Below are 22,642 nucleotides of genomic sequence, written 5' to 3'. Positions count from 1 at the left end.
GGTGGCGGGATGCCACTAACCGTTATAACGAGGTTTTTCGCGGGCGACAACCGGCCGTACGGGGAGAAGTGTGAGATGGGATTTTGCGGTAGGAAGGGACGAAGATGGCGGGCAGAAACGAACACAGAACAGTGTGGGAGCTGGCTCCCACATAAGTCAGCTCCCACAAAAGCCAGTTGCCACATTGGGTTTTGTGTTTACAGGGTGAGGGTCAGGCGTTTTACCAACGCGCCCGGCAACAGATTGGACGCGGTATTGCGCTGGCTGTAGGTACTGGCGGACAACAACAGCTCGCGCTCAGCGGTCAGTGCCTCAAGCTGTGAGCCGAGCAAGTTGTAAACGCTGTCATCAAAACGCATGGTGCTCACCGGCGCCTTTATCTCGCCGTCCTCCACCCAGAATGTGGCGAAGCGCGTCATACCGGTCAGGCGTGCGGCTGGCAGGTCGGAGTAGTTCAGGTACCACAGGTTGCTGATGTACAGCCCGGTGCCCAATTGCTTGAGGATATCGGCCTGGGCCAGGCTGCCCGCCGCCATCTGCAAGGCACTGGGTGACTCGTCGCTGCTGGCGCCGTTGGTACTCAAGCCGTATTCGGCGGCGCTGCGCGAGTTGATCAACTGGCCGCAGGCGCTGCCCGCGTTGATCAGCGTGACGTCGCCGCGTGGGTAGCCTTCAGTGGAAAACGCCTGGCTCAAGGAGCCGCTGATCTGCTCATCGACCTTCACCAACGGGCTCAACGACTGTTCACCGGCATAAAGCTTTTGCAGCGAACTGCTTTTGCTGGCAATCGCCTGGGCGGAAAACCCACCCCACGTGATGATGCCGATGATTTCTTCCAGCGCTGCTGGCGCGAGGTAGGCGCGGTATTGCCCAGGCGCGAGCTTGTGCAGCGGGCGGCCGAGAAACTCCAACTGCTCGCGCGCTTGCTGGAAGCGTGCGGCGAACTCGGCGCTGTTCCAGGTGTGCCCGGCGTAGCTGGCTTTAACCGCTTCGCCATTGGCGTGGAACAGGCTGAAGTCGAAGTTGAAGCTGTTGGCCTGATGCCAGCCAAACGCGCTGTCCGAACTGGCGAAGCCACGGCTGATCGGGCCTGCGGCATAGAAGCCGACCAAGTCCACGCCTACAGCTGCCTGGCTGATGTCTTCCAGCACCTGGGCCAGTTCCGGCAAGGGTCGAAGTTGTTCGTTGTGGCTTTGCCAGGCGTTGTGATTAAGCAGTAAATACGGATCTTGCGGCAGCAAGGGCAAGGTTTCGCGCAATTGTTGCAGGCCATCGGCGAGGCGCTCGCGATCTAGCTCAGGCTCACCTGCGAGGGTAATGCTCAGATCCGCATGGCGGCCGTTGTTGATCAGCTTGAGGTTCAGGCTGGCCTGTTGCACTTGCCCCGCCTGGCGCACTTGCGCGTGATTGAAGCGCACGAACTCGGAGGATTCGTCCGCATAACCCAAGTGAAACTGTTCCTTGTCGGTGACGGCCTGCTTGAGCCACTCCACCAGTGCTTTGAAGTTGTTCATCAGGCATCTCCCCCAAAAACGTCGACATCACTGAACACGCACGCAGGTGACGCATGGCCCACGCGGATCACCTGGTTGGGTTCGCCTTTGCCGCAGTTCGGCGTGCCCAAGACCTTGAAGGTGCTGGCATCGCCGACAGCGCTGAGCTTGCGCCAGAACTGCGCGGAAATGGCGCGGTAGTTGGGGTTTTTGACCACGCCTTTGAGTTCGCCGTTTTCGATCAGTTGGCCCCACTCGCAGCCGAACTGGAATTTATTGCGCGCATCGTCGATGGACCAGGAGCGGTTGGTGTTCATCAGGATGCCATGCTCAATGCCGCTGATCAGCTCGGCCTGGGTTTTGTCGCCTGCCTCGATGTTCAGGTTGGCCATGCGGTCAATCGGCGCGCGGTTCCAGCTGCACGCGCGGCTGTTGGCGACGCCGCCCAGCCCCGAGCGAAATTGCGACAACGCACCGCCCAACGGCTTTAGCAGCAGGCCATCGCGGATCAGGAACTGCTTGGTGGCGCGGGTGCCGTCGTCGTCATGGCTGTAGCTGGCGAGCTGCTCAGGGATGTCCGGGTCGAAGGTCACGTTGAGCAAGGGCGAGCCGTATTGCAGGTGGCCGAAGTCGCTGGACTTCACAAAGCTGGTGCCAGCGTAATTGCGCTCATCGCCGAGGATGCGGTCCAGTTCCAGTGGGTGGCCGATGGACTCGTGGATCTGCAGAATCATCTGCTCGGGCATCAGCAGCAGGTCGCGCGGGCCGTTTGGCGTGTTTGGCGCGAGCAGCAGTTGCAGGGCTTCATCGGCGACTTGGCGGGCGGCGCCGACCAGGCCGAAGCGGCGAATCACGTTCGCACTGCCTTGTTGGCCGAAGTTGGTGCCGCCCAGGGTGCGGGTCTGGCTGTCGTTGCCGTCAAACGCCGTGACGCTCAGTCCTGGGTAGACAAAACGCTGGGCTTGGCGCAGTTCGGCACCGGCATTGTTGAGGTAGATCTGTTCAACCTGTGTGGTGCCCAGGCTGACTTCCCAACTGGCCAGGCGTTCGTCCTTGGGCACGCTGGCCGACTCATCGCCTAACAGTTGGTAGCAGTCGCTTAAGGACGGGAAGGGCTGGTCAAGGTCAGGTGACAGGTAGTCGGCGACGTCGCTGGAGACCTGCTGCGTGTGCAGGTCGAGCAGGGCGTGGGGCAGGATGCGCCGGGCTTGCTGTTCGGCACGCTCAAGGGCGGCTTGCAGGCCGGTAAGGGAAATGTCATGGGTGGCGGCGTAGGCTTCCACGCCATTGAGACGCACGGTGAGCATGGCACCCTGGTCGTGATTCAGGTATGGCGGCTCGGCGACGTTCTTGCGTACCGACAGGTATTGGCCGGATTCGCGCACGTAACGCAGCGAGAAAAATTCAGCAGTGGTGCGCAGGGCACTGAAGTGTTTTTTGAGTGTGGCGTGGTGGTCGAACATGGGGCCTTCCTTGTGGGCGGCTCATCGCGGGCAGGCAACAGAGTAGGCCTGGGGCGGTGAACTGATCAAGGACAGTGTAGGCGGGGGATTTGCAGTGTTGGGACGGGCCTCATCGCGGGCAAGCCCCCTCCCACACTTGATCGGGTTAACACGGTCAAAATGTGGGAGCGGGCTTGCTCGCGAATGGGGCACCGCGGTGTATCAGTTACTGCGCCATCGGGCCCACTTCACGCAGTGGCTTGCCACGCACTGGCGCGTCGCCTGCTACGTAGTAGTCGGCAGTGCTGCGCGGCAGTGGCTTGCGACCACGGATCTTGTCGGCGATTTTCTCGGCGATCATGATCGTCGGCGCGTTGAGGTTGCCGGTGGTGATGATCGGCATGATCGACGCATCAACTACACGCAAACCCTGCATGCCATGCACGCGGCCTTCGCCATCCACTACAGCCATCTCGTCGTCGCCCATCTTGCACGAGCAGGACGGGTGGAACGCGGTTTCGGCGTGCTCGCGGATGAACTTGTCCAACTGCTCATCGGTTTGCACGTCAATACCTGGGCTGATTTCGCGGCCGCGGTATTGGTCCAGTGCCGGCTGCTGCATGATTTCACGGGTCAGGCGGATGCCGTCGCGAAATTCCTGCCAGTCCTGCTCGGTAGCCATGTAGTTGAAGAGGATGCTCGGGTAGTCCCGTGGGTTCTTCGACTTCAATTGCACGCGGCCACGGCTAGGCGAACGCATGGAACCCATGTGCGCCTGGAAACCGTGCTCTTTCACACCGTTGCTGCCGTTGTAGTTAATCGCCACCGGCAGGAAGTGGTACTGGATGTTCGGCCAATCGAACTCTTCACGGGTGCGGATAAAACCGCCCGCTTCGAACTGGTTGCTGGCGCCGATACCGGTGCCGTTGAACAGCCATTCGGCACCAATCGCCGGCTGGTTGTACCAGAGCAGCGACGGGTACAGCGAGACCGGTTGGGTACAGGCGTATTGCAGGTACAGCTCAAGGTGGTCCTGCAGGTTTTCGCCGACGCCTGGCAGGTCGTGGACCACCGGGATGTCGAGACTTTCCAGCAGCTTGGCCGGGCCGACACCGGAGCGTTGCAGCAGTTGCGGCGAAGCAATTGCGCCGCTGCACACCAGTACTTCTTTACGCGCACGGGCTTCAACGCGCTCTTCGGCGGCGCCGATCAGGTAACGCACGCCCACGGCACGCTTGCCTTCGAACAACACTTTGTCGGTCAGGGCGTGGGTGACGATGGTCAGGGTGGAACGCTTTTTAGCCGTGTCCAGGTAGCCGCGTGCGGTGCTGGCGCGACGGCCTTTAGGCGTGACGGTACGGTCCATCGGGCCGAAGCCTTCTTGTTGGTAGCCGTTCAAGTCGTCGGTGCGCGGGTAGCCAGCTTGTACACCTGCTTCAACCATCGCGTGGAACAGCGGGTTGTTACCGGCTTTCGGCGTGGTCACGCTGACCGGGCCGTCGCCACCGTGGTAATCGTTAGGGCCGATGTCGCGGGTTTCGGCTTTACGGAAATACGGCAGGCAGTCGAGGTAGGACCAGTCTTCCAGGCCCGGCAGTTTCGACCAGTTGTCGTAGTCCATCGCGTTGCCACGGATGTAGCACATGCCGTTGATCAGCGAGGAACCGCCGAGGCCTTTGCCGCGACCGCATTCCATCCGGCGACCGTCCATGTGTGGCTCTGGGTCGGTTTCGTAGGCCCAGTTATAGCGACGGCCTTGCAGCGGGAACGCCAGCGCGGCCGGCATTTGGGTGCGGAAGTCGAAGCGGTAGTCAGGGCCGCCTGCTTCCAGCAGCAAAACGGTGACGCCTTCGTCTTCGGTCAGACGGGTCGCCAGGGTGTTACCGGCGGAGCCGGCACCCACAATGATGTAGTCGTATTCTTGGGACATTGGATGCACCCTCTTTGAAGTGTGGTCAGGTCGGGCCTCATCGGGGGCAAGCCCCCGCCCACATTTGATCGGGTTTACACAGTCAAAGGTGGGAGGGGGCTTGCCCCCGATGGCGGCCTCAAAGGCAACGCAAGGCTCGGCTTTAGAACACCGAGGCGTAGTCGCCCAGCTCAACCTGTACCGATTTGATGCGGGTGAAGTTGTTCAGCGAGCTGATGCCGTTCTCACGGCCCACACCGGATTGCTTGTAGCCACCGACCGGCATCTTGGCGTCGGACTCGCCCCAGGCGTTGATCCAGCAGATACCCGCTTCCAGTTGATGAATCACGCGGTGGGCGCGGTTCAGGTCCTTGGTCACCAAACCTGCGGCCAAGCCGAAATCGGTGTCGTTGGCGCGGCGGATCACTTCTTCTTCGGTCTCGTAAGTGAGGATGCTCATCACTGGGCCGAAGATTTCTTCACGGACGATGGTCATCTCGTCGGTGCAATCGGTGAACACGGTCGGGGCCACGTAGGCGCCTTTGGCGAATACACCGTCGGTCAGGCGGTCGCCGCCGCACAGAACGCGGGCGCCTTCTTCCTTACCTTTGGCGATGTAGCCGAGCACGCTTTCCATGTGGGCGAAGCTGACCAGCGGGCCGAAGTTGGTGTTCTCGTCTTGCGGGTCGCCAACGCGGATGCGCGCAACACGCTCAACGATCTTGGCTTCGAAGGCCGCCTGCAGGTGCTTGGGTACGAACACGCGAGTACCGTTGGTGCAAACCTGACCGGAGCTGTAGAAGTTGGCCATCATCGCGATGTCGGCCGCGCGATCCAGGTCGGCGTCTTCGAACACGATCAGCGGCGACTTGCCGCCCAGTTCCATGGTCACTTCTTTGAGCGAAGAGCTCGACGCGCTGGCCATGACTTTCTTGCCGGTGTCGGTGCCGCCGGTGAACGAGACTTTCTCGATGCGTGGGTGCTCGGTCAGCCAGGTGCCGACTTCACGGCCGCTGCCGGTCAATACGTTGAACACGCCCGCTGGAACGCCGGCTTCGGTGTAGATCTCGGCCAGTTTCAAGGTGGTCAGCGAGGTGACTTCGCTTGGTTTGAAGATCATCGCGTTACCGGCAGCCAGGGCGGGTGCGGATTTCCACAGGGCGATCTGGATCGGGTAGTTCCACGCGCCGATACCAGCAACCACGCCCAGCGGCTCGCGGCGGGTGTAGACGAACGAAGTGTCGCGCAGTGGGATCTGCTCGCCTTCGATGGCCGGCACCAGGCCTGCATAGTATTCCAGCACATCGGCACCGGTGACGATGTCGACGTATTGGGTTTCGGAGAAGGCTTTGCCGGTGTCCAGGGTTTCCAGGGCGGCCAGCTCGTCGTTGCGCTCGCGCAAGATATCGACGGCGCGACGCAGGATACGCGAACGCTCCATGGCGGTCATCGCGGCCCAGATTTTCTGGCCTTTTTCGGCGCTGACCACGGCACGTTCAACGTCGTCTTTGGTAGCACGTTGCACTTGGGCGAGAACTTCACCGTTAGCCGGGTTGATGGCTTCGAAGGTGGCATCGCTGCCAGCGTCGCTGTAGCCGCCGTCAATGTAGAGTTTTTGCAGTTCGAAACGGGCCATAAAGTCCTCGCAAGTGCATAAGTGGTTGGCGTTAACCGCCGAAAAGTGAGCCATAAGGGTGTGGCAACACTGAGCGGCAACAGTTCAGGGGTTGAGCGGTTATGTGTGCTCTAACTCACCTGCTTGGCCAATTGGAAATCCATGTATTCGTAAGCGATCCGTTGCGCCTGCTCCGTGTCGAAAGCGTCTCCCGACAGGGCGCCGCGCAACCACAAACCGTCGATCAGGGCTGCCAGGCCTCTGGCTGCTTTGCGTGCGTGCGGCAGCGGCAGCACTCGGCGGAACTGGCAGCACAGGTTGGAATACAGACGTTGATCGTTGATCCGCTGCAACCTGTGCAATGACGGGTGATGCATGCTGGAGGCCCAGAAGGCCAGCCAGGTTTTCATTGCCGGTCCGTTGACCTGGCTGGCGTCGAAGTTGCCCTCGATAATCACCCGAAGGTGCGCCCGTGGGCTGTCGTCCTTCAGCGCAAGCCTGCGTTCATGGACGTTCTCGATCAGCGCGTTCATCAAATAGCGCATCGTCGCTGCAATAAGGCCGTTCTTGTCCTTGAAGTAGTGACTGATGATGCCGTTCGAGACGCCGGCCAAACGGGCGATCAGCGCAATGCTGGCATCTCCCATTCCGACCTGATCAATGGCCGTCAAGGTGGCTTCGATCAATTGCTGGCGGCGTATGGGTTGCATACCGACCTTGGGCATGTAGCACCTCTCCTTAGGCCTGCCGAGGGGCGATAAACGTCCGTCGGCTTGGAGGCCAGTCTATTTTGTTTTGATTGAACGTTCAATCAACAAAGAATAAGATCTGCGACAAATGGTCGCTACCTACAGATATTTCCTACCTGTAGGCCGCTGCCTCTGACACCTGCAAAAACCCTTGAAACAGGCCATCTCAGGGCCTGGCCACTGCTTCGGCGCGGCTCAAGAATTTTCGGGGTGTCTTTATAACACCCGTCCGTCGACTGCCGAAAAATCGATGTCCCGGGATAACCGTTGCCTTGTGTTTCTCTCTCGCACTGCCCGGAGCATCTGCGCCATGAGTTCTGCCTCTCTTATAAAGACCCCACCGGAAAAGGTACGGGTCAACGGTTGGGTGTTTTACACCTCCACCGCGCTCATTCTGTTGTTGACCGTCATTCTGATCATCGCCCCGCAGGAGGCCGGGCGCATGCTCGGCGTAGCCCAGGCCTGGCTGTCGAAAAGCTTCGGCTGGTACTACATGGTGGTCATCGCCGCTTACCTGGTGTTTGTGGTCGGCCTGGCGTTTTCGTCCTACGGCAAGTTGAAACTGGGTAGCAAGGACGACACCCCAGACTTCAGCTACGGCGCCTGGGCCGGCATGTTGTTCTCGTCGGGCATCGGCATCTCGCTGCTGTACTTCGGCGCCTCGGAGCCGCTGGACCACTACTTCAACCCGCCCGAAGGCGCGGCCGCCAGCAATGGCGCGGCACGCCAGGCGCTGCAACTGACGTTCCTGCACTGGGGTCTGCATGGCTGGGCGATCTACGCCTTGGTTGGCCTGGCTGTGGCGTATTTCGCCTACCGTCATAACCAACCGCTGGCCTTGCGTTCGGCGTTGTACCCGCTGGTGGGCGAGCGCTGGGTGAAGGGCGCGGCCGGCCACGCGGTGGACGGTTTCGGCATGTTCGTGACCTTGCTGGGCCTGGTGACGAACCTGGGGATTGGTTCGATGCAAGTGTCGTCCGGGTTGGAAAACCTGTTCGGTATGCAGCACAGCAACACTAACCTGCTGATCGTGATCATCGTGATGAGCACCGTAGCGACCATCGCCGCCGTGTCGGGTGTGGAAAACGGCATTCGCCGCCTGTCCAACCTCAACATCGTGCTGTTCAGCGGCTTGCTGATTTTCGTGCTGCTGTTCGGCCCGACTCTGCACCTGCTCAATGGCTTGGTGCAAAACACCGGTGATTATCTTAACGGCATCGTGCTGAAGACTTTCGACCTGTATGTGTACGAAGGCGACGCCAACAAGACCGAGCGCTGGATGGGCCTGTGGACTCTGTTCTACTGGGCTTGGTGGATTTCCTGGGCACCATTCGTAGGCATGTTCATCGCGCGTATTTCCCGTGGTCGCACGGTGCGTGAACTGGTGGCCGGCGTGCTGCTGATCCCGCTGGGCTTCACCTTGGCGTGGTTGTCGATCTTCGGCAACTCGGCCTTGGACCTGGTGCTGAACCACGGTGCGGTGGAGTTGGGCAAGACGGCGCTGGAACAACCGTCGATGGCCATCTACCAATTGCTGGAGCACTACCCTGCGTCGAAAATCGTCATCGGTGTGTCGATCTTTGTCGGCTTTGTGCTGTTCTTGACCCCGGCGGATTCCGGCGCGGTGATGATGGCCAACCTGTCGTGCAAAGGGGGCAACGTGGACGAAGATGCGCCGCATTGGCTGCGAATCTTCTGGTCGGTCGTGATCACCCTGGTGACCATCGGCCTGCTGTTTGCTGGCAACTTTGAAGCCATGCAAACCATGGTGGTGCTGGCGGGGCTGCCGTTCTCGGTGGTGCTGATTCTGTTCATGTTTGGTTTGCACAAGGCGATGCGCCAGGACGTGGCCGTCGAACAGGAGCAGGCGCAATTGGCCGAGCGTGGCCGCCGTGGATTCAGCGAGCGCTTGACCGCGCTGGACCTGCAACCAAGCCAGGGCACTGTGCAACGCTTTATGGACAAGCACGTCACGCCTGCGCTGGAAGAAGCGGCGGTTGCGTTGCGTGATCAGGGGCTGGAAGTGCAGACTTTGCTGGGCAAATCCAAGCGCTGTATTGGTGTGCGCATCGAGATGGAAGAGGGTAACCCGTTCGTCTATGAAGTGAGCCTGGATGCTTATTCGTCGGCACCGAGCGACGTGCCCGAGGAAGAGCGCACGCGTTACTATCGGGCTGAGGTCTATCTGCATAACGGACCTCAGGAATACGACCTGATGGGCTTTACCCAGGAGCAGATTACCCGGGACGTGCTCGATCAGTTTGAAAGCCATCGGCAGCTCCTTGGCCGTGTCTATAGCTGATGTGTGAAAGGAGCGGCGCCGTCACTGGCGCCGTTTTTTTTATGCCGAAATAAAGATCAAATGTGGGAGCTGGCTGGCCTGCGATAGCTATGTTGGATTCACCATTGCTATCGCAGGCCAGCCAGCTCCCACATTGACCGCATTCCTTCCGTTGCTGCCTCAGCCCAGGTTCTTGCCCAGCAGGGCATGGTAAAGCTCGCTGTCCCCCAAGATCCCCACCACCTGGTGGTTGCTGTCATGCAACACCAACTTATTCCCGGTGTGATAACGAATTTGTAGCGCATCGCGCATGCCGATATTGGAGTCCACCAGCGTCGGTACACGGCCCAAACCTTCAACCGGTTGCCCTGGTGCCCAATTCTGCAGGTTCATCACCGCGCCATTCTGGCGGGCGCCCTGGATGGTGTTGCCTTCAGCCAGGTCCAGCCACGAATCGTCGCCCGGATCTAAACACACAGAACCGTTGATGCGTTTGCAGTCGTCCAGGGTGCGCATCAGGCTGCGACCGCACAGTACGTTCAGCGGGTTGGTGTGGGCGACGAAGGTGCGCACATAGTCGTCCGCCGGGTTCAGCACGATCTCTTCCGGCACGCTGTACTGGACGATCTTTCCATCTTTCATGATCGCGATACGGCTGCCGAGCTTGAGTGCCTCGTCCAGGTCGTGGCTAACGAATACGATGGTCTTGTTCAGCTTGCGTTGCAGCTCCAGCAGTTCATCTTGCAAGCCTTGACGGATCAGCGGGTCGAGGGCGGAGAAGGGTTCGTCCATCAGTAGGATATCGGCGTCCATCGCCAGTGCGCGGGCCAGGCCGACGCGCTGCTGCATGCCGCCCGACAGCTCATCGGGCTTCTTGTTGCGCCATTGGGCCAGGCCCACCAGCTCGAGTTTTTCATCCACCAGCGCGCGCCGTTCTTTTTCTGGGCGGCCCTGCATTTCAAGACCAAAGCTGATGTTCTCGCGCACCGTCAGCCAGGGCATCAGGGCGAACTTCTGGAACACCATGGCGATGCGCTTGGTGCGCATCATTTTCAGCTCGGCCGGGGTGCACGAAGCGATGTCGATCTGGCGTCCTTCATGCTCCACAAACAGCTGACCACGGCTCACGGTGTTAAGGCCGTTGATGCAGCGCAGCAAGCTCGACTTGCCGGAGCCCGACAAGCCCATCAGCACGCAGATTTCACCTTTCTCAATATCCAGGCTGGCTTTTTCAACGCCGACAATCTGCCCTGTCTTTTTCAGGATCTCGTTGCGATGCATGCCTTGGTCGAGCAGCTTGAGTGCTTCGCGCGGGTCTTTGGAGAAGATCACGTCGACATTGTCGAATCGGATAATGCTCATGCATCACCCCCTACTTTAGCGTCGGGTTGTTTGCAGATGCGGTCGAGCATGATCGCCAGCAATACGATTGCCAGGCCAGCTTCAAAGCCCAGGGCGATGTCGGCGGTGTTGAGTGCGTTGACCACCGGTTTGCCGAGGCCGTCGGCACCCACCAGGGCCGCAATCACCACCATCGACAACGACAGCATGATGCATTGGGTAATGCCGGCGGCAATGCTCGGCATGGCGTGGGGCAGTTCAATGCGCGAGAGCAACTGGCGACGCGAGCAGCCAAAGGCCTTGCCGGCGTCCATCAACTCTTGCGGCACATCACGGATGCCCAGGTAGGTCAGACGGATAGGCGCAGCGATCGCGAACACCACCGTGGAGATCAGACCAGGCACAACACCGAGCCCGAAGAGGGTCAGGGTAGGGATGAGGTAGACGAAGGTCGGTACGGTCTGCATCAGATCGAGCACCGGTCGCATCAGGGTGTAGAACATGGGTTTGTGCGCGGCAACAATGCCCAGCGGCACACCAATAACCACGCAGACCAGGGTGGCGAACAACACCTGTGCGAGGGTTTCCATGGTTTCCTGCCAGTACCCCAGGTTCAGGATCAGCAGGAAGGCGGCAATGACAAACACTGTCAGGCCCCATTTGCGTTGAATAAAGTGAGCGAGTAGCGCAACCAGACCGATCAATGCCAGTGGATTGAACCAGGTTAGCGCAAACGTCACGCCGTGGATCATCGTTTCCAGGGTCGATGCGATTGCGTCGAAGTAGTTGGCACCGTGTTGGGTCAACCATTCGACGAAGGCAGCGATGTACTGGCCTAGTGGGATTTTATGTTCAGTCAGCATGGTAGTGAATGTCCACATGCGAAGGGGAAAACATCCCGGGGCAGCGTACCGCCCCGGGGTCAGCACTTACTTGGCGAGGTATTCCTTGACGGCCTCCAGACCTGGTTTGCCATCAACCGTGGTCACACCGGCGAGCCAGGTGTCGAGCACTTGCGGGTTCTTCTGCAGCCAGGCTTTGGCCGCGGCGTCAGGCTTCATCTTGTCGTCCAGCACGTTACCCATCAGGGTGCTTTCCATGTTCAAGGTGAACGACAGGTTTTTCAGCAATTGGCCAACGTTGCTGCATTCCTGGGTGTAGCCCTTGCGGACGTTGGTATAAATGGTGGCCTGGCCGTAGTTGGGGCCGAACGAATCGTCACCGCCAGTCAGGTACTTCATCTTGAAGCGGGTGTTCATCGGGTGCGGTTCCCAGCCGAGGAACACGATGGCCTGGTCCCGTCTGGCGGCGCGTTCTACTTGCGAGAGCATCCCGGCTTCACTGGACTCAACCACTTTGAAACCCGCGGTTTTCAGGCCGAAGGCGTCTTTGTCGATGAGCGTCTGGATGGTGCGGTTGCCATCGTTACCCGGCTCGATACCGTAGATCTTGCCGCCCAGTTCATCCTTGAATTTGACGATGTCGGCGAAATCTTTAAGGCCTTTGTTGTACAGCGCTTCGGGCACCGCCAGGGTGTACTTGGCGTTTTCCAGGTTGGCGCGCACGGTTTCCACGGTGCCGGCATCACGGTACTGCTTGATGTCGTTTTCCATGGTCGGCATCCAGTTGCCGAGGAAGATGTCCATGTTCTTGCCGTCGGCCAGTGACTTGTAGGTCACAGGTACCGAAATCATCGTGGTGCGCGGCTTGTAGCCCAGGCCCTTGAGGATTTCGCTGGTGGTCGCGGTAGTGACGGTGATGTCGGTCCAGCCGACATCGGAGAAGTTAACGGTCTTGCACTGTTCCGGTTCTGCAGCGTGTGCCACAACTGGCAGACTCAGCATGGCGGCCAACAACAACGAGGGTGAACCTTTCATCGGGGTAGACTCCTGTGTCTTTTTTCTGGCGGCTTTCGCCGCGCTTTATAAGTGTTGCGGTTGGGGCGTGCGATGAAGCGCAGGCACGGTGCCTTGCAAACGAGTCGAGACTGATCATGTACCAGTGAAAATCTGCCGCCTACAGGGGGCGTCGTATCCAGTACAGGGATGGTCGCATCCAGTGTCGGTAACGTCGCTTACAGATTTTTCCAGTGTCAAAACTGCAGTTTTTACTGATCTGCACCGCTAAAAACGGCCAAAACGCCTGATCGCACGAGGGCGGCGTTGGTGAGCATGGTTACGTCGGTGTGAGACGCCGTGAGGGCGGATAAAAGCTTGATGATGCCGCCATCTGGGCGATCTGAGCGTAGCAGCTTGTTCATGCCTAGCCTGCTCACCGAGGAGTTTCACGGCAATGGCTATCAGCGTTTTCGACCTGTTCAAGATCGGCATCGGGCCTTCGAGTTCTCACACCGTCGGCCCCATGCGCGCCGCGGCGTTGTTCGTCCAAGCATTGCGTGAACGTGAACTGTTGGAACAAGTCATGCGCGTCGAAGTTCAGCTGTATGGCTCATTGTCGGCTACCGGCATCGGCCACGGCAGCGACACAGCCACCATCATGGGCCTGATGGGCGAGTGGCCGGACGCAATCGACCCGGCGCAAATTGGCCCACGTATTCACACCCTGCGCGAGACCGATACGCTCTTGCTCGACGGGTATGTGCCGGTGCCTTTCATGTGGGCGCGCGACATGCGCCTGCTCGACGAAAACCTGCCGTTCCATCCCAACGGCATGACGCTGGTGGTGTTCGGCGCAGACGGCGAGCTGCACCGCGATACTTACTATTCAGTCGGTGGCGGTTTTGTGGTGGATCAAGCCCAGGCGCAAAGCGGTGTGGCCGATATGGACCGCACCGAACTGCCGTATGACTTTTCCAGCGCGGTGGAGCTGTTGCAGCTGTGCAAAACCCACAACCTGCGCGTGGCCGAGTTGATGCTGGCTAACGAAAAGGTCTGGCGTTCCGAAGAAGAAATCCGCACGGGGCTGATGAAACTTTGGCGGGCCATGCAGGATTGTGTGGAGCAGGGTCTCAAGCATGAGGGCATCCTGCCTGGCGGCTTGAACGTGCGTCGCCGCGCTGCCAAGTTGCACCGCAGCTTGCAGGAGCTGGGCAAGCCGAATGTGATCGGCTCGACCTTGAGCGCGATGGAGTGGGTCAACCTGTTCGCCCTGGCGGTGAATGAGGAAAACGCCGCCGGCGGGCGCATGGTCACCGCACCGACTAATGGCGCGGCGGGGATCATCCCGGCGGTGCTGCACTACTTTATGAAGTTCAGCGAAGAGGTCACTGAAGCCAACGTTGTTGATTACCTGCTCGGCGCGGCGGCGGTGGGGATTCTGTGCAAGAAAAACGCCTCGATCTCAGGGGCCGAAGTCGGCTGCCAGGGCGAAGTGGGTTCAGCCTGCGCCATGGCTGCGGCGGGGCTGGCAGAGATTCTCGGTGCGACGCCGGAGCAAGTGTGCAATGCCGCGGAAATCGGATTGGAACACAACCTCGGCCTGACCTGCGACCCGGTGGGCGGGTTGGTGCAAGTGCCCTGTATCGAACGCAATGCGATTGCAGCGGTCAAGGCGATCAACGCCGCGCAAATGGCCCTGCGTGGCGATGGGCAGCATTTTATCTCCCTGGACCGGGTGATCCGCACCATGCGCGATACCGGCGCGGACATGCATGACAAGTACAAGGAAACATCGCGGGGCGGGTTGGCGGTGAGTGCGGTCGAGTGCTGAGACCCAGTCGCCTGCATCGCAGGCAAGCCACCTTTGAATGTATTCGCAGGTCAAAATGTGGGCTTGCCCGCGATGTCGGTAGCTCAGACAAACTGCTCATAAAGTGAACACCCGAACCCAAACGCGCCACCTTTTAGCGCGTCGCAAACAGATAAGTAGTCTGCGAACGATTTCCTGCTCGACCACCCGTCACCCGTGCGTGCGGTGACAGACTTTTCCCATGCCCTCAAAGCGCCTTCCCACAAGTGCTACCGATCTGCTCACACCCCGTGAGCAGGCTTATCCCAACGTCCTTTTTGGGGCATATCCCGCACTCCTTGCGCGGGCTTATATAGCCACGTCATCAGGTCGTTTTCAGGAGTTATTGAATGGCCATTCAATTTTAGGCATGGCATTTGCTCTATCAATTCAAAGCCTCTCTCTGCACAAGAGCAGAGCGCAATAACAAGAGCCTCGCCTGAGGCCATCACCCGCTTTGTGTGAGGAGATACCGCGATGACGTCGTTCAACTCAGGGGCTCAAGCCCAGAACCGTGCGCCTCAATCCATCGGCTTTTTGCTGCTGGACAATTTCACGCTGATTTCCCTGGCGTCTGCAGTGGAGCCTCTGCGCATGGCCAACCAGCTGTCCGGCCGCGAGCTGTATCGCTGGACAACCCTGAGTGTCGACGGCAACCAGGTCTGGGCCAGCGATGGTCTGCAAATCACCCCCGATGCCTCCATGCACAAAGCCCCGGCCCTGGACACTGTGATGGTGTGCGGCGGCGTGGGCATCCAGCGCACTGTTACCCGTGAACATGTGTCGTGGCTGCAAAGCCAGGCACGCCAGTCGCGTCGCCTTGGCGCCGTGTGCACCGGCAGTTGGGCCCTGGCCTGCGCTGGTTTGCTCGACGGTTTTGACTGCAGTGTGCACTGGGAGTGCCTGGCGTCGATGCAGGAAGCGTTCCCGCGCGTGGCCATGAGCACACGCCTGTTCACCCTCGACCGCAACCGCTTCACCAGTTCGGGCGGCACTGCGCCGCTGGACATGATGTTGCACCTGATCAGCCGTGACCACGGGCGCGAGTTGTCAGCCGCCATCTCCGAAATGTTTGTCTACGAACGTATCCGTAACGAACAGGATCACCAGCGCGTGCCGCTCAAGCACATGCTCGGCACCAACCAGCCGAAGCTGCAGGAAATCGTCGCGCTGATGGAAGCCAACCTCGAAGAGCCCATCGACCTGGACGAACTGGCGGTGTACGTCGCCGTGTCGCGCCGCCAGTTGGAGCGGCTATTCCAGAAATACCTGCACTGCTCGCCATCGCGTTATTACCTGAAGCTGCGCCTGATTCGTGCGCGGCAATTGCTCAAGCAAACGCCGATGTCGATCATCGAAGTGGCCTCGGTGTGCGGGTTTGTGTCCACGCCGCACTTCTCCAAGTGCTACCGCGAATACTTCGGCATTCCGCCTCGCGATGAGCGTGTAGGCTCCAACACCACCCAGCAAGTGGCGATGATGCCGATTCCGCAGGCGCTGGTGTTGTCACCGTTGGCGGGGCCGATGTCGGCGTTGAGTCAGGCCAGGAATGAGTCGACTTTCGCGAGTGTAAGGCTCTAGACCGAAGGGACTTCATCGCAGGCAAGCCAGCTTTCACATTTGACTGTGTTCACAATTCAAATGTGAAAGCTGGCTTGCCTGCGATAGCGATCTATCAGGCGCCAGAGTTCTGCTTGAACTGCCCCAAAGCCGGCAACAACTGCTTGTCGATCGCCTGGCGCACTGCCGGCAAGATCGTCGCGCTGCCGGTGTACATCTGTTCCACCATGCCCTTGAGCGCCTTGGCCCGCGCGGCACTCAAACCGCGCACCGCACACTCGCAAGCCTGCTCGGCGGTAGCACCGCTGGACACTTCAAAACCCAGCGAGCGCAGCTGGCCCAGCAGGTCATCCTGGTCAATCAAATCCGCGTGCATCATGACGTTCATCCTGGTGTAGGGAGCGGGGACTGACTTGGATTCTGGTAGGCCCCCGGCCCGTCGGCAAGGGCAGAATTGACGAATGGCTCAGATGGCTATGAGCAGGTCGTTTTCGGGTCATTTGCCCAAACAAGTAATAGGCACACTGATTCCCAGGCACGCACCTTGAAGGTTTGGTCACCCTCGGGATGTCACGCTCACACCAAGCACTCTGCCCCGATCCGGTCACGGCTGGATCGGGGCTTTTTTTGCCTGGGGTTTTGCAGTGACTGCGATGGCCGCGACTCGGTCTACCGCTGCAACACCAGAATTCTAGAGAGCAACTCATCCCGGTCGATATAACAACCCTGGAAATGCCGCGCCCCGGAGGCGGGGTCAAACGCATTGCGCGCATGTAAGGTGCGGCGGTTATCAAAGCACCACAGCTCGCCCGGATTCAGGCGTTTGACCCAACGGAAACGATCTTCGCGCGTCATCGTGATCAAGCGCCGATAAGCCCGATACAGCAATGGCATTTGCTCCACGCTTGCCTCGAATGGCCCGCGCAGAAAGTTGGCCATGCGGATCTCCGCCACTTCACCTAACGCATCCAGCGCAATGATCGGCGCGAGGCGGCGGTAGTCGCTGTGACGGTCCTTATTGCGAAATTCCACGGGGATTTCACACAGCGCGTGAAATGCCTCGGGGTCTTCGCTGCGCAGCGCATGGGCGATGGCAAACCCATCGACAAAAATACTCTCGCCGCCGGTGGCATCGTTCACCAGGCAGTGCAGAAATTGCAGCCCCGGCTGCAACTCACGCGTCGGCAAATCGCTGTGCAGCGGCAGGTTGAAAGCGGTGTAGGCATTGCTGTCGGCATCGGCCTTGGATTGCACGTTGAACAGCACACCGAAGTTGCTCTCGCGGATAAACGAAATGCGCTTGGCGATCAGTGCCAGCGAGCCAGGTTCAGTGGGTACGCCACGGATTTGCGTGAGGCCGCCGTCACGCAAGGCCAGCAACCATTGCAGCAGAATATTCGGGTCTTCCATCACGGCGGCGTAGTCGAATACGGGCAGTTCAAACGTGTGGTCCCACAGCCGCGATTTTGGTTTGGCCGCCCGACGCTCGGCGCGTGATTCATCGTCGTAGGCATGTGCTCGCAGCCAGCCAGGGTCGTATTGGCTGCGATGGCCGCCACGCCACTCCACGCTTAGAAACCCGTGGTCGATACGTACACTGACGGCGCTGAGGTTTTCATCCACGTCGACAATTTCCAGCACTTGCTCGCGAGTCACGCTGTACACGCATTCGGTGCATGGGCAGTTATCGCGCAACCACTGATGATGGAACGGGCTGACTCGGCCATCGGCCCACCGCACGCGAATCAGATCCTTCAGCACCTGCGCATCGGCGAGGTCGCTGATCGTTGGGTAGGTACGGAAATCGGCAACAGCGGCGGCGGTTTGCATGGTGATTCCTTATGGCTTTTTGGGTGGCAGGCCAATGACCCGGCCGAGGAGCGGGGGGCGGGGCAGGTCGGCTTGGTGCGCACCGATGGCCGCGAGTTTTGCGAGTGTGGCCTCGGTAAACGGCGCTGAATGCGGCCCCGCGAGATCGACGTGCAGCAGCATTTGTTCGTTGCCGGCCAGTTCCTTCTCGTCGCCGACTAAATGCAGGCTGTGATAGAGGTGCAGGCGCTTGGCGTCATGGCCGATCAGTTGCGTGTGCACTTGCACCTCGGCACCGAGTTTCACTTCGTGCAGGTAGTTGAGGTGCAGCTCCAGGGTGAACAACGAGTGGCCGCTGGCTTCGCGGTTTTCGCTGTCCAGGCCAAGGGTGTCCATCAGTGCGTCGGTGGCGTAGCTGAAGATCAGCAGGTAGAACGCATCGCGCAGGTGGCCGTTGTAGTCCACCCACTCGGGGAGGATGCTGGTGGTGTAGGTGGTCAGTGCAGGCATCACATAAATTCCGGCTATGTACTTGCTTAAATGTAGGAGCAGGCAAGCCAGCTCCCACAGAGATCAACAACGGTCACTCAGCGAAGCTCATCCCGTGCTTGGCTTTGGTGGTCTTCACCGCTTCCAGCACCGCCAGCAGGCAATCATCACGATAGCGCTCCAGCGCCGAAATGCTGTGTTTACCCAACTGATCGCTGGTGCCCTCGACCACATCATCAATCAACTTGTCGGTCAGCTCCGGTGCCGGCAGGTACGTCCACGGCAACTGCAATGCCGGGCCGAACTGCGCCATGAAATGCCGCATCCCGGCATCACCGCCGGCCAGGGTGTAAGTCAGAAAGGTGCCCATGAACGACCAACGCAAGCCGGCGCCAAAACGGATGGCATCGTCGATCTCACCGGTGGTCGCCACGCCGTCGTTAACCAAGTGCAGCGCCTCACGCCACAGCGCTTCAAGCAGGCGGTCAGCGATAAACCCCGGCACTTCCTTACGCACATGCAACGGGCGCATGCCGAGTGATTCATACACCTTGATCGCCGCCTGAACAGCCTCCGGCGCGGTATGTTTGCCGCCCACCACTTCCACCAGCGGCAACAGGTAAACCGGGTTAAACGGGTGGCCGACCACGCAGCGTTCCGGGTGGGTGGAACCCTCGTAGAACTCGCTTGGCAACAGGCCCGAGGTACTCGAACCAATCAGCGCATTCGGCTTGGCCGCCGCGCTGATCTTACTGTGCAATTCCAGTTTCAGCTCCAGGCGTTCCGGAGCGCTTTCCTGGATGAAGTCGGCGTCTTTTACGCACTCTTCGATCGTGGCGACAAAGCGCAGGCGGTCCTGGGAGGCTCCCGGTGCCAAGCCTTGTTTTTCCAGGGCGCCCCAGGCGTTGGCGACGCGCTTGCGCAGGGCCGCTTCGGCGCCGGGCGCCGGGTCCCAGGCGATGACATCCAGGCCGTGGGCCAGCGCGCGAGACACCCAGCCGCTGCCGATGACGCCGCTGCCGAGGGCGGCGAAGGTTTTGATTTCAGTGATAAAACTCATGGCAAGTTCCTAAAGTATTCGCAAATTCTGTGTTGGCAACCGGTGCAAAATGTGGGAGCGAGCAAGCCCGCTCCCACATTTTTAATTCGGTTTCGGCAGGGAGTTAGCCGCGCTTGGTCAGGCCCATCTTGATTCGGCCTTCCGCCGGGGTCATGACCCGCGCGCCGAGGCGGCTGAGGATTTCACCCGCCCGTTCCACCAGTTGGCCGTTGGTGGCGAGCACGCCTTTGTCCAGCCACAGGTTGTCTTCCAGGCCGACCCGCACGTTGCCGCCCAGCAGCACCGCTTGGGCTGCCATCGGCATTTGCATGCGACCAATACCGAAGCCGGCCCACACCGCATCGGCGGGCAGGTTGTCGACCATGGCTTTCATGGTGGTGGTGTCGGCCGGTGCGCCCCACGGAATGCCCAGGCACAGTTGGAACAGCGGGTTGTCGAGCAGGCCCTCTTTGATCATCTGCTTGGCGAACCACAGGTGGCCGGTGTCGAAAATTTCCAGCTCGGCCTTAACGCCCAGCTCTTGAATACGCTTGGCGCCAGCACGTAGTTGCGCCGGGGTGGACACGTAAATGGTGTCGCCGTCACCGAAGTTCAGCGTGCCGCAGTCCAGGGTACAGATTTCCGGCAGCAGCTCCTCGACGTGAGCCAGGCGCGTCAGTGGGCCGACCAGGTCGGTGTTGGGGCCGAACTCCATCGGATTCTCGCCGCCGCCGATTTCCAGGTCGCCGCCCATGCCGGCGGTGAGGTTGACGATGATGTCGATATCGGCCTCGCGGATGCGCTCCATCACTTCGCGGTACAACGCAACATCGCGGCTGAACTTGCCGGTTTCGGGGTCACGCACGTGGCAGTGCACCACGGTCGCGCCAGCCTTGGCGGCTTCCACGGCGGCAGCGGCGATTTGTTTGGGAGTGACCGGCACGTGTGGGCTTCTGGCGGTCGTGTCGCCAGCACCGGTGAGTGCGCAGGTGATGATGACGTCGTGATTCATGAGTCGGTTCCTTACAGGCGGACGTAGTGATGCCGCTCGCAGCCAAAAACGGCTGCGACACGGTGATTCGAGTCAGGTTACTTGCGGGTCAGTTGCAGGTTGGCCGCGGCCGGTTTGCCGTCGAAGGTGGTCACGCCTTCAAGCCAGCGCTGCTGGTCTTGCGGGTGGTCCTTGAGCCACTGCTTGGCGGATTCGAGCGCGTCTTTGTGATCCAGCAACGGCTGCATCATTCGGCTCTCGTCAGCGGCGGTGAAGGTCAGGTTGGTCAGCAGCTTGTACACGTTCGGGCACTGCTCGGCGTAGGTCGGCGCAGTGACGCTCCACACCGTGGCCATGCCTTCGTTCGGGCCCAAGGCGTCGTCGCTGCCGGTCAGGTAAGTCATCGCCACGTTGACGTTCATCGGGTGCGGCGCCCAGCCAAAGAACACCACGGCTTCCTTGCGGCGTACCGCGCGGTCCACGGCGGCGAGCATGCCAGCTTCGCTGGATTCCACCAGTTGGAATTTGCCCAGGCCGAACTGGTTCTTGGCGATCATCGCCTTGATCTGGGTGTTGGCGCCTGAACCTGGCTCGATGCCGTAGATCTTGCCGCCCAGCTCTTTCTCGAACTTGGCGATGTCAGCAAAGGTTTTCAGGCCCTTGTCCGCCAGGTAAGTCGGCACGGCGAGGGTCGCGCGCGCGTCTTCCAGGCTCGGTTTTTCAAGGACCTTCACCTGTTTTGCGTCAACAAAGGGGGTAATGGTCTGGGTCATCAGCGGGTTCCAGTACCCCAGGAACAGGTCCAGGCGGTGGTCACGGATGCCGGCGAAGATGATTTGCTGGGAGGCGCTGGTTTGTTTGGTTTTGTAGCCGAGGCCATCGAGCAACACTTGGGTCATGGCGCTGGTGGCGATCACGTCGGTCCAGTTCACCACGCCCATGCGCACGTTTTGGCAAGAAGCCGCATCGGCTGCCATCACGTGGGTGCTCAAAATGGCGCTGGCGCTGAGTGCAAGCACGCAGCGGCTAATCAGTCGGTTCATGGTGGATCCCTCGGCAGGTCGTTATTGTGGGGGCCGGCGTCTTTGTGCGCCGTGGGATCAAGGTACGCAGCTTGAACGGCGGCAAAGCGCACGGCGGCGACCCGCTCTTGCACTGCAGCGACCTGTGCTCTTGAATGGCCGGTTGAACTGGCGTATCACAGTGACCACGCTGCCCGTCCTACGAGAGCGCCACCATGTCCCAGGATTTCTACTTTCTGCTAATGCCGGGCTTCTCGGCCATCGGCTTTATCTCCGCGTTGGAACCGCTGCGCGTGGCCAACCGCTTTCGCGGCGAGCTGTACCGCTGGCATGTACTCAGCGCCGATGGTGGTGCGGTGCTGGCGAGCAACGGGATGTCGGTCAACGCTGACGCCGCATTGGAGCCGCTGAAAAAAGGCGCGACGCTGATGGTGGTCGCCGGTTTCGAACCCTTGCAGTTCGCCACGCCTGCGCTGGAACACTGGTTGCGCCGTCTCGATCATGACGGCGTGACGTTGGGTGCCATCGACACTGGCGCCTGCGTGCTCGCTGAAGCAGGCCTGCTCGACGGCCACCGCCTGACCTTGCACTGGGAAGCCATCGACGCGTTTAAGGAATCTTATCCACACCTAAGCGTGACCCAGGAGCTGTTCGAGATCGACCGCCGGCGCATCACCTGCGCTGGCGGCACGGCGTCCATCGACCTGATGCTCGACCTGATCGCCCAGGCCCATGGCCCGGACCTGGCGATTCAGGTTTCCGAACAATTCGTGCTCGGCCGCATCCGGCCGCGCAAAGACCACCAGCGTATGCAGATCGCCACGCGCTACGGCATCAACAACAAGAAGTTGGTGCAGGTGATCGGCGAAATGGAGCAACACACTGAGCCGCCGCTGAGCACCTTGGCATTGGCTGATGCGATCAAGGTGACACGGCGCCAACTGGAACGGCTGTTTCGCCTGCACTTGAACGAAACGCCGAGCAACTTCTATTTGGGCTTACGCCTGGAAAAAGCCCGGCAGTTATTGCGCCAGAGCGACATGAGCGTGCTGGAAGTCAGTATTGCGTGCGGGTTTGAGTCGCCGTCGTATTTCACGCGCAGCTATCGGGCGCGGTTTGCGAAATGTCCGAGGGAGGATCGGCGACGAGAGGTGGTGTGACGGGCAATTATAGTTAATTATACTCGACACTATAATTTATAGTCCTTTCCATAAT

18 protein-coding genes are annotated in these 22,642 nt (G+C 60.0%); 4 read left to right on the top strand and 14 right to left on the bottom strand.

What is annotated here, in order from left to right; genetic code table 11:
- Nucleotides 1-197: 197 nt before the first annotated feature.
- From FW764_RS21745 to betI, 5 genes are all read right to left on the bottom strand, one after another.
- Entirely contained in the window at nucleotides 198-1,514 is a 1,317-nt protein-coding gene (locus tag FW764_RS21745; RefSeq protein WP_446435647.1) for a TldD/PmbA family protein, read from the bottom strand.
- The gene (locus tag FW764_RS21740) at nucleotides 1,514-2,956 is read right to left on the bottom strand and encodes a TldD/PmbA family protein (protein WP_446435646.1); all 1,443 of its coding nucleotides are present in this window, start codon (nucleotides 2,954-2,956) and stop codon (nucleotides 1,514-1,516) included. The genes FW764_RS21745 and FW764_RS21740 overlap by 1 nt, the downstream gene beginning before the upstream one ends.
- 205 nt (nucleotides 2,957-3,161) lie before the next feature.
- A complete protein-coding gene (gene betA / locus FW764_RS21735; RefSeq protein ID WP_446435645.1) occupies nucleotides 3,162-4,865 on the bottom strand; it encodes a choline dehydrogenase in 1,704 nt (567 codons plus the stop codon).
- 142 nt (nucleotides 4,866-5,007) lie between these two features.
- Nucleotides 5,008-6,480, bottom strand: a complete 1,473-nt coding sequence (gene betB, locus FW764_RS21730; protein WP_446435644.1) for a betaine-aldehyde dehydrogenase — start codon at nucleotides 6,478-6,480, stop codon at nucleotides 5,008-5,010.
- A gap of 110 nt (nucleotides 6,481-6,590) precedes the next feature.
- Nucleotides 6,591-7,184, bottom strand: coding sequence for a transcriptional regulator BetI (gene betI, locus FW764_RS21725; RefSeq protein WP_446435643.1), 594 nt, complete (start codon nucleotides 7,182-7,184; stop codon nucleotides 6,591-6,593).
- A 391-nt stretch (nucleotides 7,185-7,575) separates the two neighbouring features.
- Here betI and FW764_RS21720 point away from each other — a divergent pair, with 391 nt between their 5' ends.
- The gene (locus FW764_RS21720) at nucleotides 7,576-9,510 is read left to right on the top strand and encodes a BCCT family transporter (RefSeq protein WP_446435737.1); all 1,935 of its coding nucleotides are present in this window, start codon (nucleotides 7,576-7,578) and stop codon (nucleotides 9,508-9,510) included.
- Nucleotides 9,511-9,669: 159 nt separating this feature from the next.
- Here the strand turns inward: FW764_RS21720 and choV are convergent, their stop codons facing one another.
- From choV to FW764_RS21705, 3 genes are all read right to left on the bottom strand, one after another.
- Entirely contained in the window at nucleotides 9,670-10,851 is a 1,182-nt protein-coding gene (gene choV / locus FW764_RS21715) for a choline ABC transporter ATP-binding protein (protein WP_446435642.1), read from the bottom strand.
- The gene (gene choW / locus FW764_RS21710; protein ID WP_446435641.1) at nucleotides 10,848-11,693 is read right to left on the bottom strand and encodes a choline ABC transporter permease subunit; all 846 of its coding nucleotides are present in this window, start codon (nucleotides 11,691-11,693) and stop codon (nucleotides 10,848-10,850) included. The genes choV and choW overlap by 4 nt, the downstream gene beginning before the upstream one ends.
- Before the next feature lie 66 nt (nucleotides 11,694-11,759).
- Nucleotides 11,760-12,707: a choline ABC transporter substrate-binding protein gene (locus FW764_RS21705; protein ID WP_446435640.1), complete on the bottom strand. Its 948-nt coding sequence runs from the start codon at nucleotides 12,705-12,707 to the stop codon at nucleotides 11,760-11,762.
- A gap of 415 nt (nucleotides 12,708-13,122) precedes the next feature.
- On the opposite strand from FW764_RS21705, the gene FW764_RS21700 reads away from it, so the two are divergent.
- Both FW764_RS21700 and gbdR read left to right on the top strand, forming a co-directional pair.
- A complete protein-coding gene (locus tag FW764_RS21700) occupies nucleotides 13,123-14,499 on the top strand; it encodes an L-serine ammonia-lyase (RefSeq protein ID WP_446435639.1) in 1,377 nt (458 codons plus the stop codon).
- Between the two features lie 495 nt (nucleotides 14,500-14,994).
- On the top strand, nucleotides 14,995-16,098 hold the full coding sequence (gene gbdR / locus FW764_RS21695) for a choline metabolism transcriptional regulator GbdR (protein ID WP_446435638.1): 1,104 nt from the start codon (nucleotides 14,995-14,997) through the stop codon (nucleotides 16,096-16,098).
- 94 nt (nucleotides 16,099-16,192) lie between these two features.
- Here the strand turns inward: gbdR and FW764_RS21690 are convergent, their stop codons facing one another.
- The 6 genes from FW764_RS21690 to FW764_RS21665 form a co-directional block, all read right to left on the bottom strand.
- On the bottom strand, nucleotides 16,193-16,456 hold the full coding sequence (locus tag FW764_RS21690) for a hypothetical protein (protein ID WP_446435637.1): 264 nt from the start codon (nucleotides 16,454-16,456) through the stop codon (nucleotides 16,193-16,195).
- Between the two features lie 290 nt (nucleotides 16,457-16,746).
- Complete coding sequence (locus FW764_RS21685) at nucleotides 16,747-17,907, bottom strand: gamma-butyrobetaine dioxygenase (RefSeq protein WP_446435636.1); 1,161 nt, start codon at nucleotides 17,905-17,907, stop codon at nucleotides 16,747-16,749.
- Between the two features lie 9 nt (nucleotides 17,908-17,916).
- On the bottom strand, nucleotides 17,917-18,396 hold the full coding sequence (locus tag FW764_RS21680) for a thioesterase family protein (RefSeq protein ID WP_446435635.1): 480 nt from the start codon (nucleotides 18,394-18,396) through the stop codon (nucleotides 17,917-17,919).
- Nucleotides 18,397-18,469: 73 nt separating this feature from the next.
- Nucleotides 18,470-19,435, bottom strand: a complete 966-nt coding sequence (locus tag FW764_RS21675; RefSeq protein ID WP_446435634.1) for an L-carnitine dehydrogenase — start codon at nucleotides 19,433-19,435, stop codon at nucleotides 18,470-18,472.
- A gap of 103 nt (nucleotides 19,436-19,538) precedes the next feature.
- The gene (locus FW764_RS21670) at nucleotides 19,539-20,426 is read right to left on the bottom strand and encodes a 3-keto-5-aminohexanoate cleavage protein (protein ID WP_446435633.1); all 888 of its coding nucleotides are present in this window, start codon (nucleotides 20,424-20,426) and stop codon (nucleotides 19,539-19,541) included.
- 77 nt (nucleotides 20,427-20,503) lie between these two features.
- Complete coding sequence (locus tag FW764_RS21665) at nucleotides 20,504-21,448, bottom strand: choline ABC transporter substrate-binding protein (protein WP_446435632.1); 945 nt, start codon at nucleotides 21,446-21,448, stop codon at nucleotides 20,504-20,506.
- A 194-nt stretch (nucleotides 21,449-21,642) separates the two neighbouring features.
- Between FW764_RS21665 and FW764_RS21660 the strand changes: the two genes are divergently transcribed.
- Complete coding sequence (locus tag FW764_RS21660) at nucleotides 21,643-22,587, top strand: GlxA family transcriptional regulator (protein WP_446435631.1); 945 nt, start codon at nucleotides 21,643-21,645, stop codon at nucleotides 22,585-22,587.
- Nucleotides 22,588-22,642 lie beyond the last annotated feature (55 nt).

The sequence above is a fragment of the Pseudomonas sp. 1152_12 genome (assembly GCF_052850675.1).
The sequence above is the reverse complement of the archived record's forward strand: the minus strand, read 5'-3'. Positions and strand labels throughout refer to the sequence as shown.

Bases quoted from the DNA above. Each gene is read 5' to 3' on its own strand.
- FW764_RS21745 (WP_446435647.1), bottom strand. From the start codon at position 1,514: ATGAACAACTTCAAAGCACTGGTGGAGTGGCTCAAGCAGGCCGTCACC.
- FW764_RS21740 (WP_446435646.1), bottom strand. From the start codon at position 2,956: ATGTTCGACCACCACGCCACACTCAAAAAACACTTCAGTGCCCTGCGC.
- betA (WP_446435645.1), bottom strand. From the start codon at position 4,865: ATGTCCCAAGAATACGACTACATCATTGTGGGTGCCGGCTCCGCCGGT.
- betB (WP_446435644.1), bottom strand. From the start codon at position 6,480: ATGGCCCGTTTCGAACTGCAAAAACTCTACATTGACGGCGGCTACAGC.
- betI (WP_446435643.1), bottom strand. From the start codon at position 7,184: ATGCCCAAGGTCGGTATGCAACCCATACGCCGCCAGCAATTGATCGAA.
- choV (WP_446435642.1), bottom strand. From the start codon at position 10,851: ATGAGCATTATCCGATTCGACAATGTCGACGTGATCTTCTCCAAAGAC.
- choW (WP_446435641.1), bottom strand. From the start codon at position 11,693: ATGCTGACTGAACATAAAATCCCACTAGGCCAGTACATCGCTGCCTTC.
- FW764_RS21705 (WP_446435640.1), bottom strand. From the start codon at position 12,707: ATGAAAGGTTCACCCTCGTTGTTGTTGGCCGCCATGCTGAGTCTGCCA.
- FW764_RS21700 (WP_446435639.1), top strand. From the start codon at position 13,123: ATGGCTATCAGCGTTTTCGACCTGTTCAAGATCGGCATCGGGCCTTCG.
- gbdR (WP_446435638.1), top strand. From the start codon at position 14,995: ATGACGTCGTTCAACTCAGGGGCTCAAGCCCAGAACCGTGCGCCTCAA.
- FW764_RS21690 (WP_446435637.1), bottom strand. From the start codon at position 16,456: ATGATGCACGCGGATTTGATTGACCAGGATGACCTGCTGGGCCAGCTG.
- FW764_RS21685 (WP_446435636.1), bottom strand. From the start codon at position 17,907: ATGCAAACCGCCGCCGCTGTTGCCGATTTCCGTACCTACCCAACGATC.
- FW764_RS21680 (WP_446435635.1), bottom strand. From the start codon at position 18,396: ATGCCTGCACTGACCACCTACACCACCAGCATCCTCCCCGAGTGGGTG.
- FW764_RS21675 (WP_446435634.1), bottom strand. From the start codon at position 19,435: ATGAGTTTTATCACTGAAATCAAAACCTTCGCCGCCCTCGGCAGCGGC.
- FW764_RS21670 (WP_446435633.1), bottom strand. From the start codon at position 20,426: ATGAATCACGACGTCATCATCACCTGCGCACTCACCGGTGCTGGCGAC.
- FW764_RS21665 (WP_446435632.1), bottom strand. From the start codon at position 21,448: ATGAACCGACTGATTAGCCGCTGCGTGCTTGCACTCAGCGCCAGCGCC.
- FW764_RS21660 (WP_446435631.1), top strand. From the start codon at position 21,643: ATGTCCCAGGATTTCTACTTTCTGCTAATGCCGGGCTTCTCGGCCATC.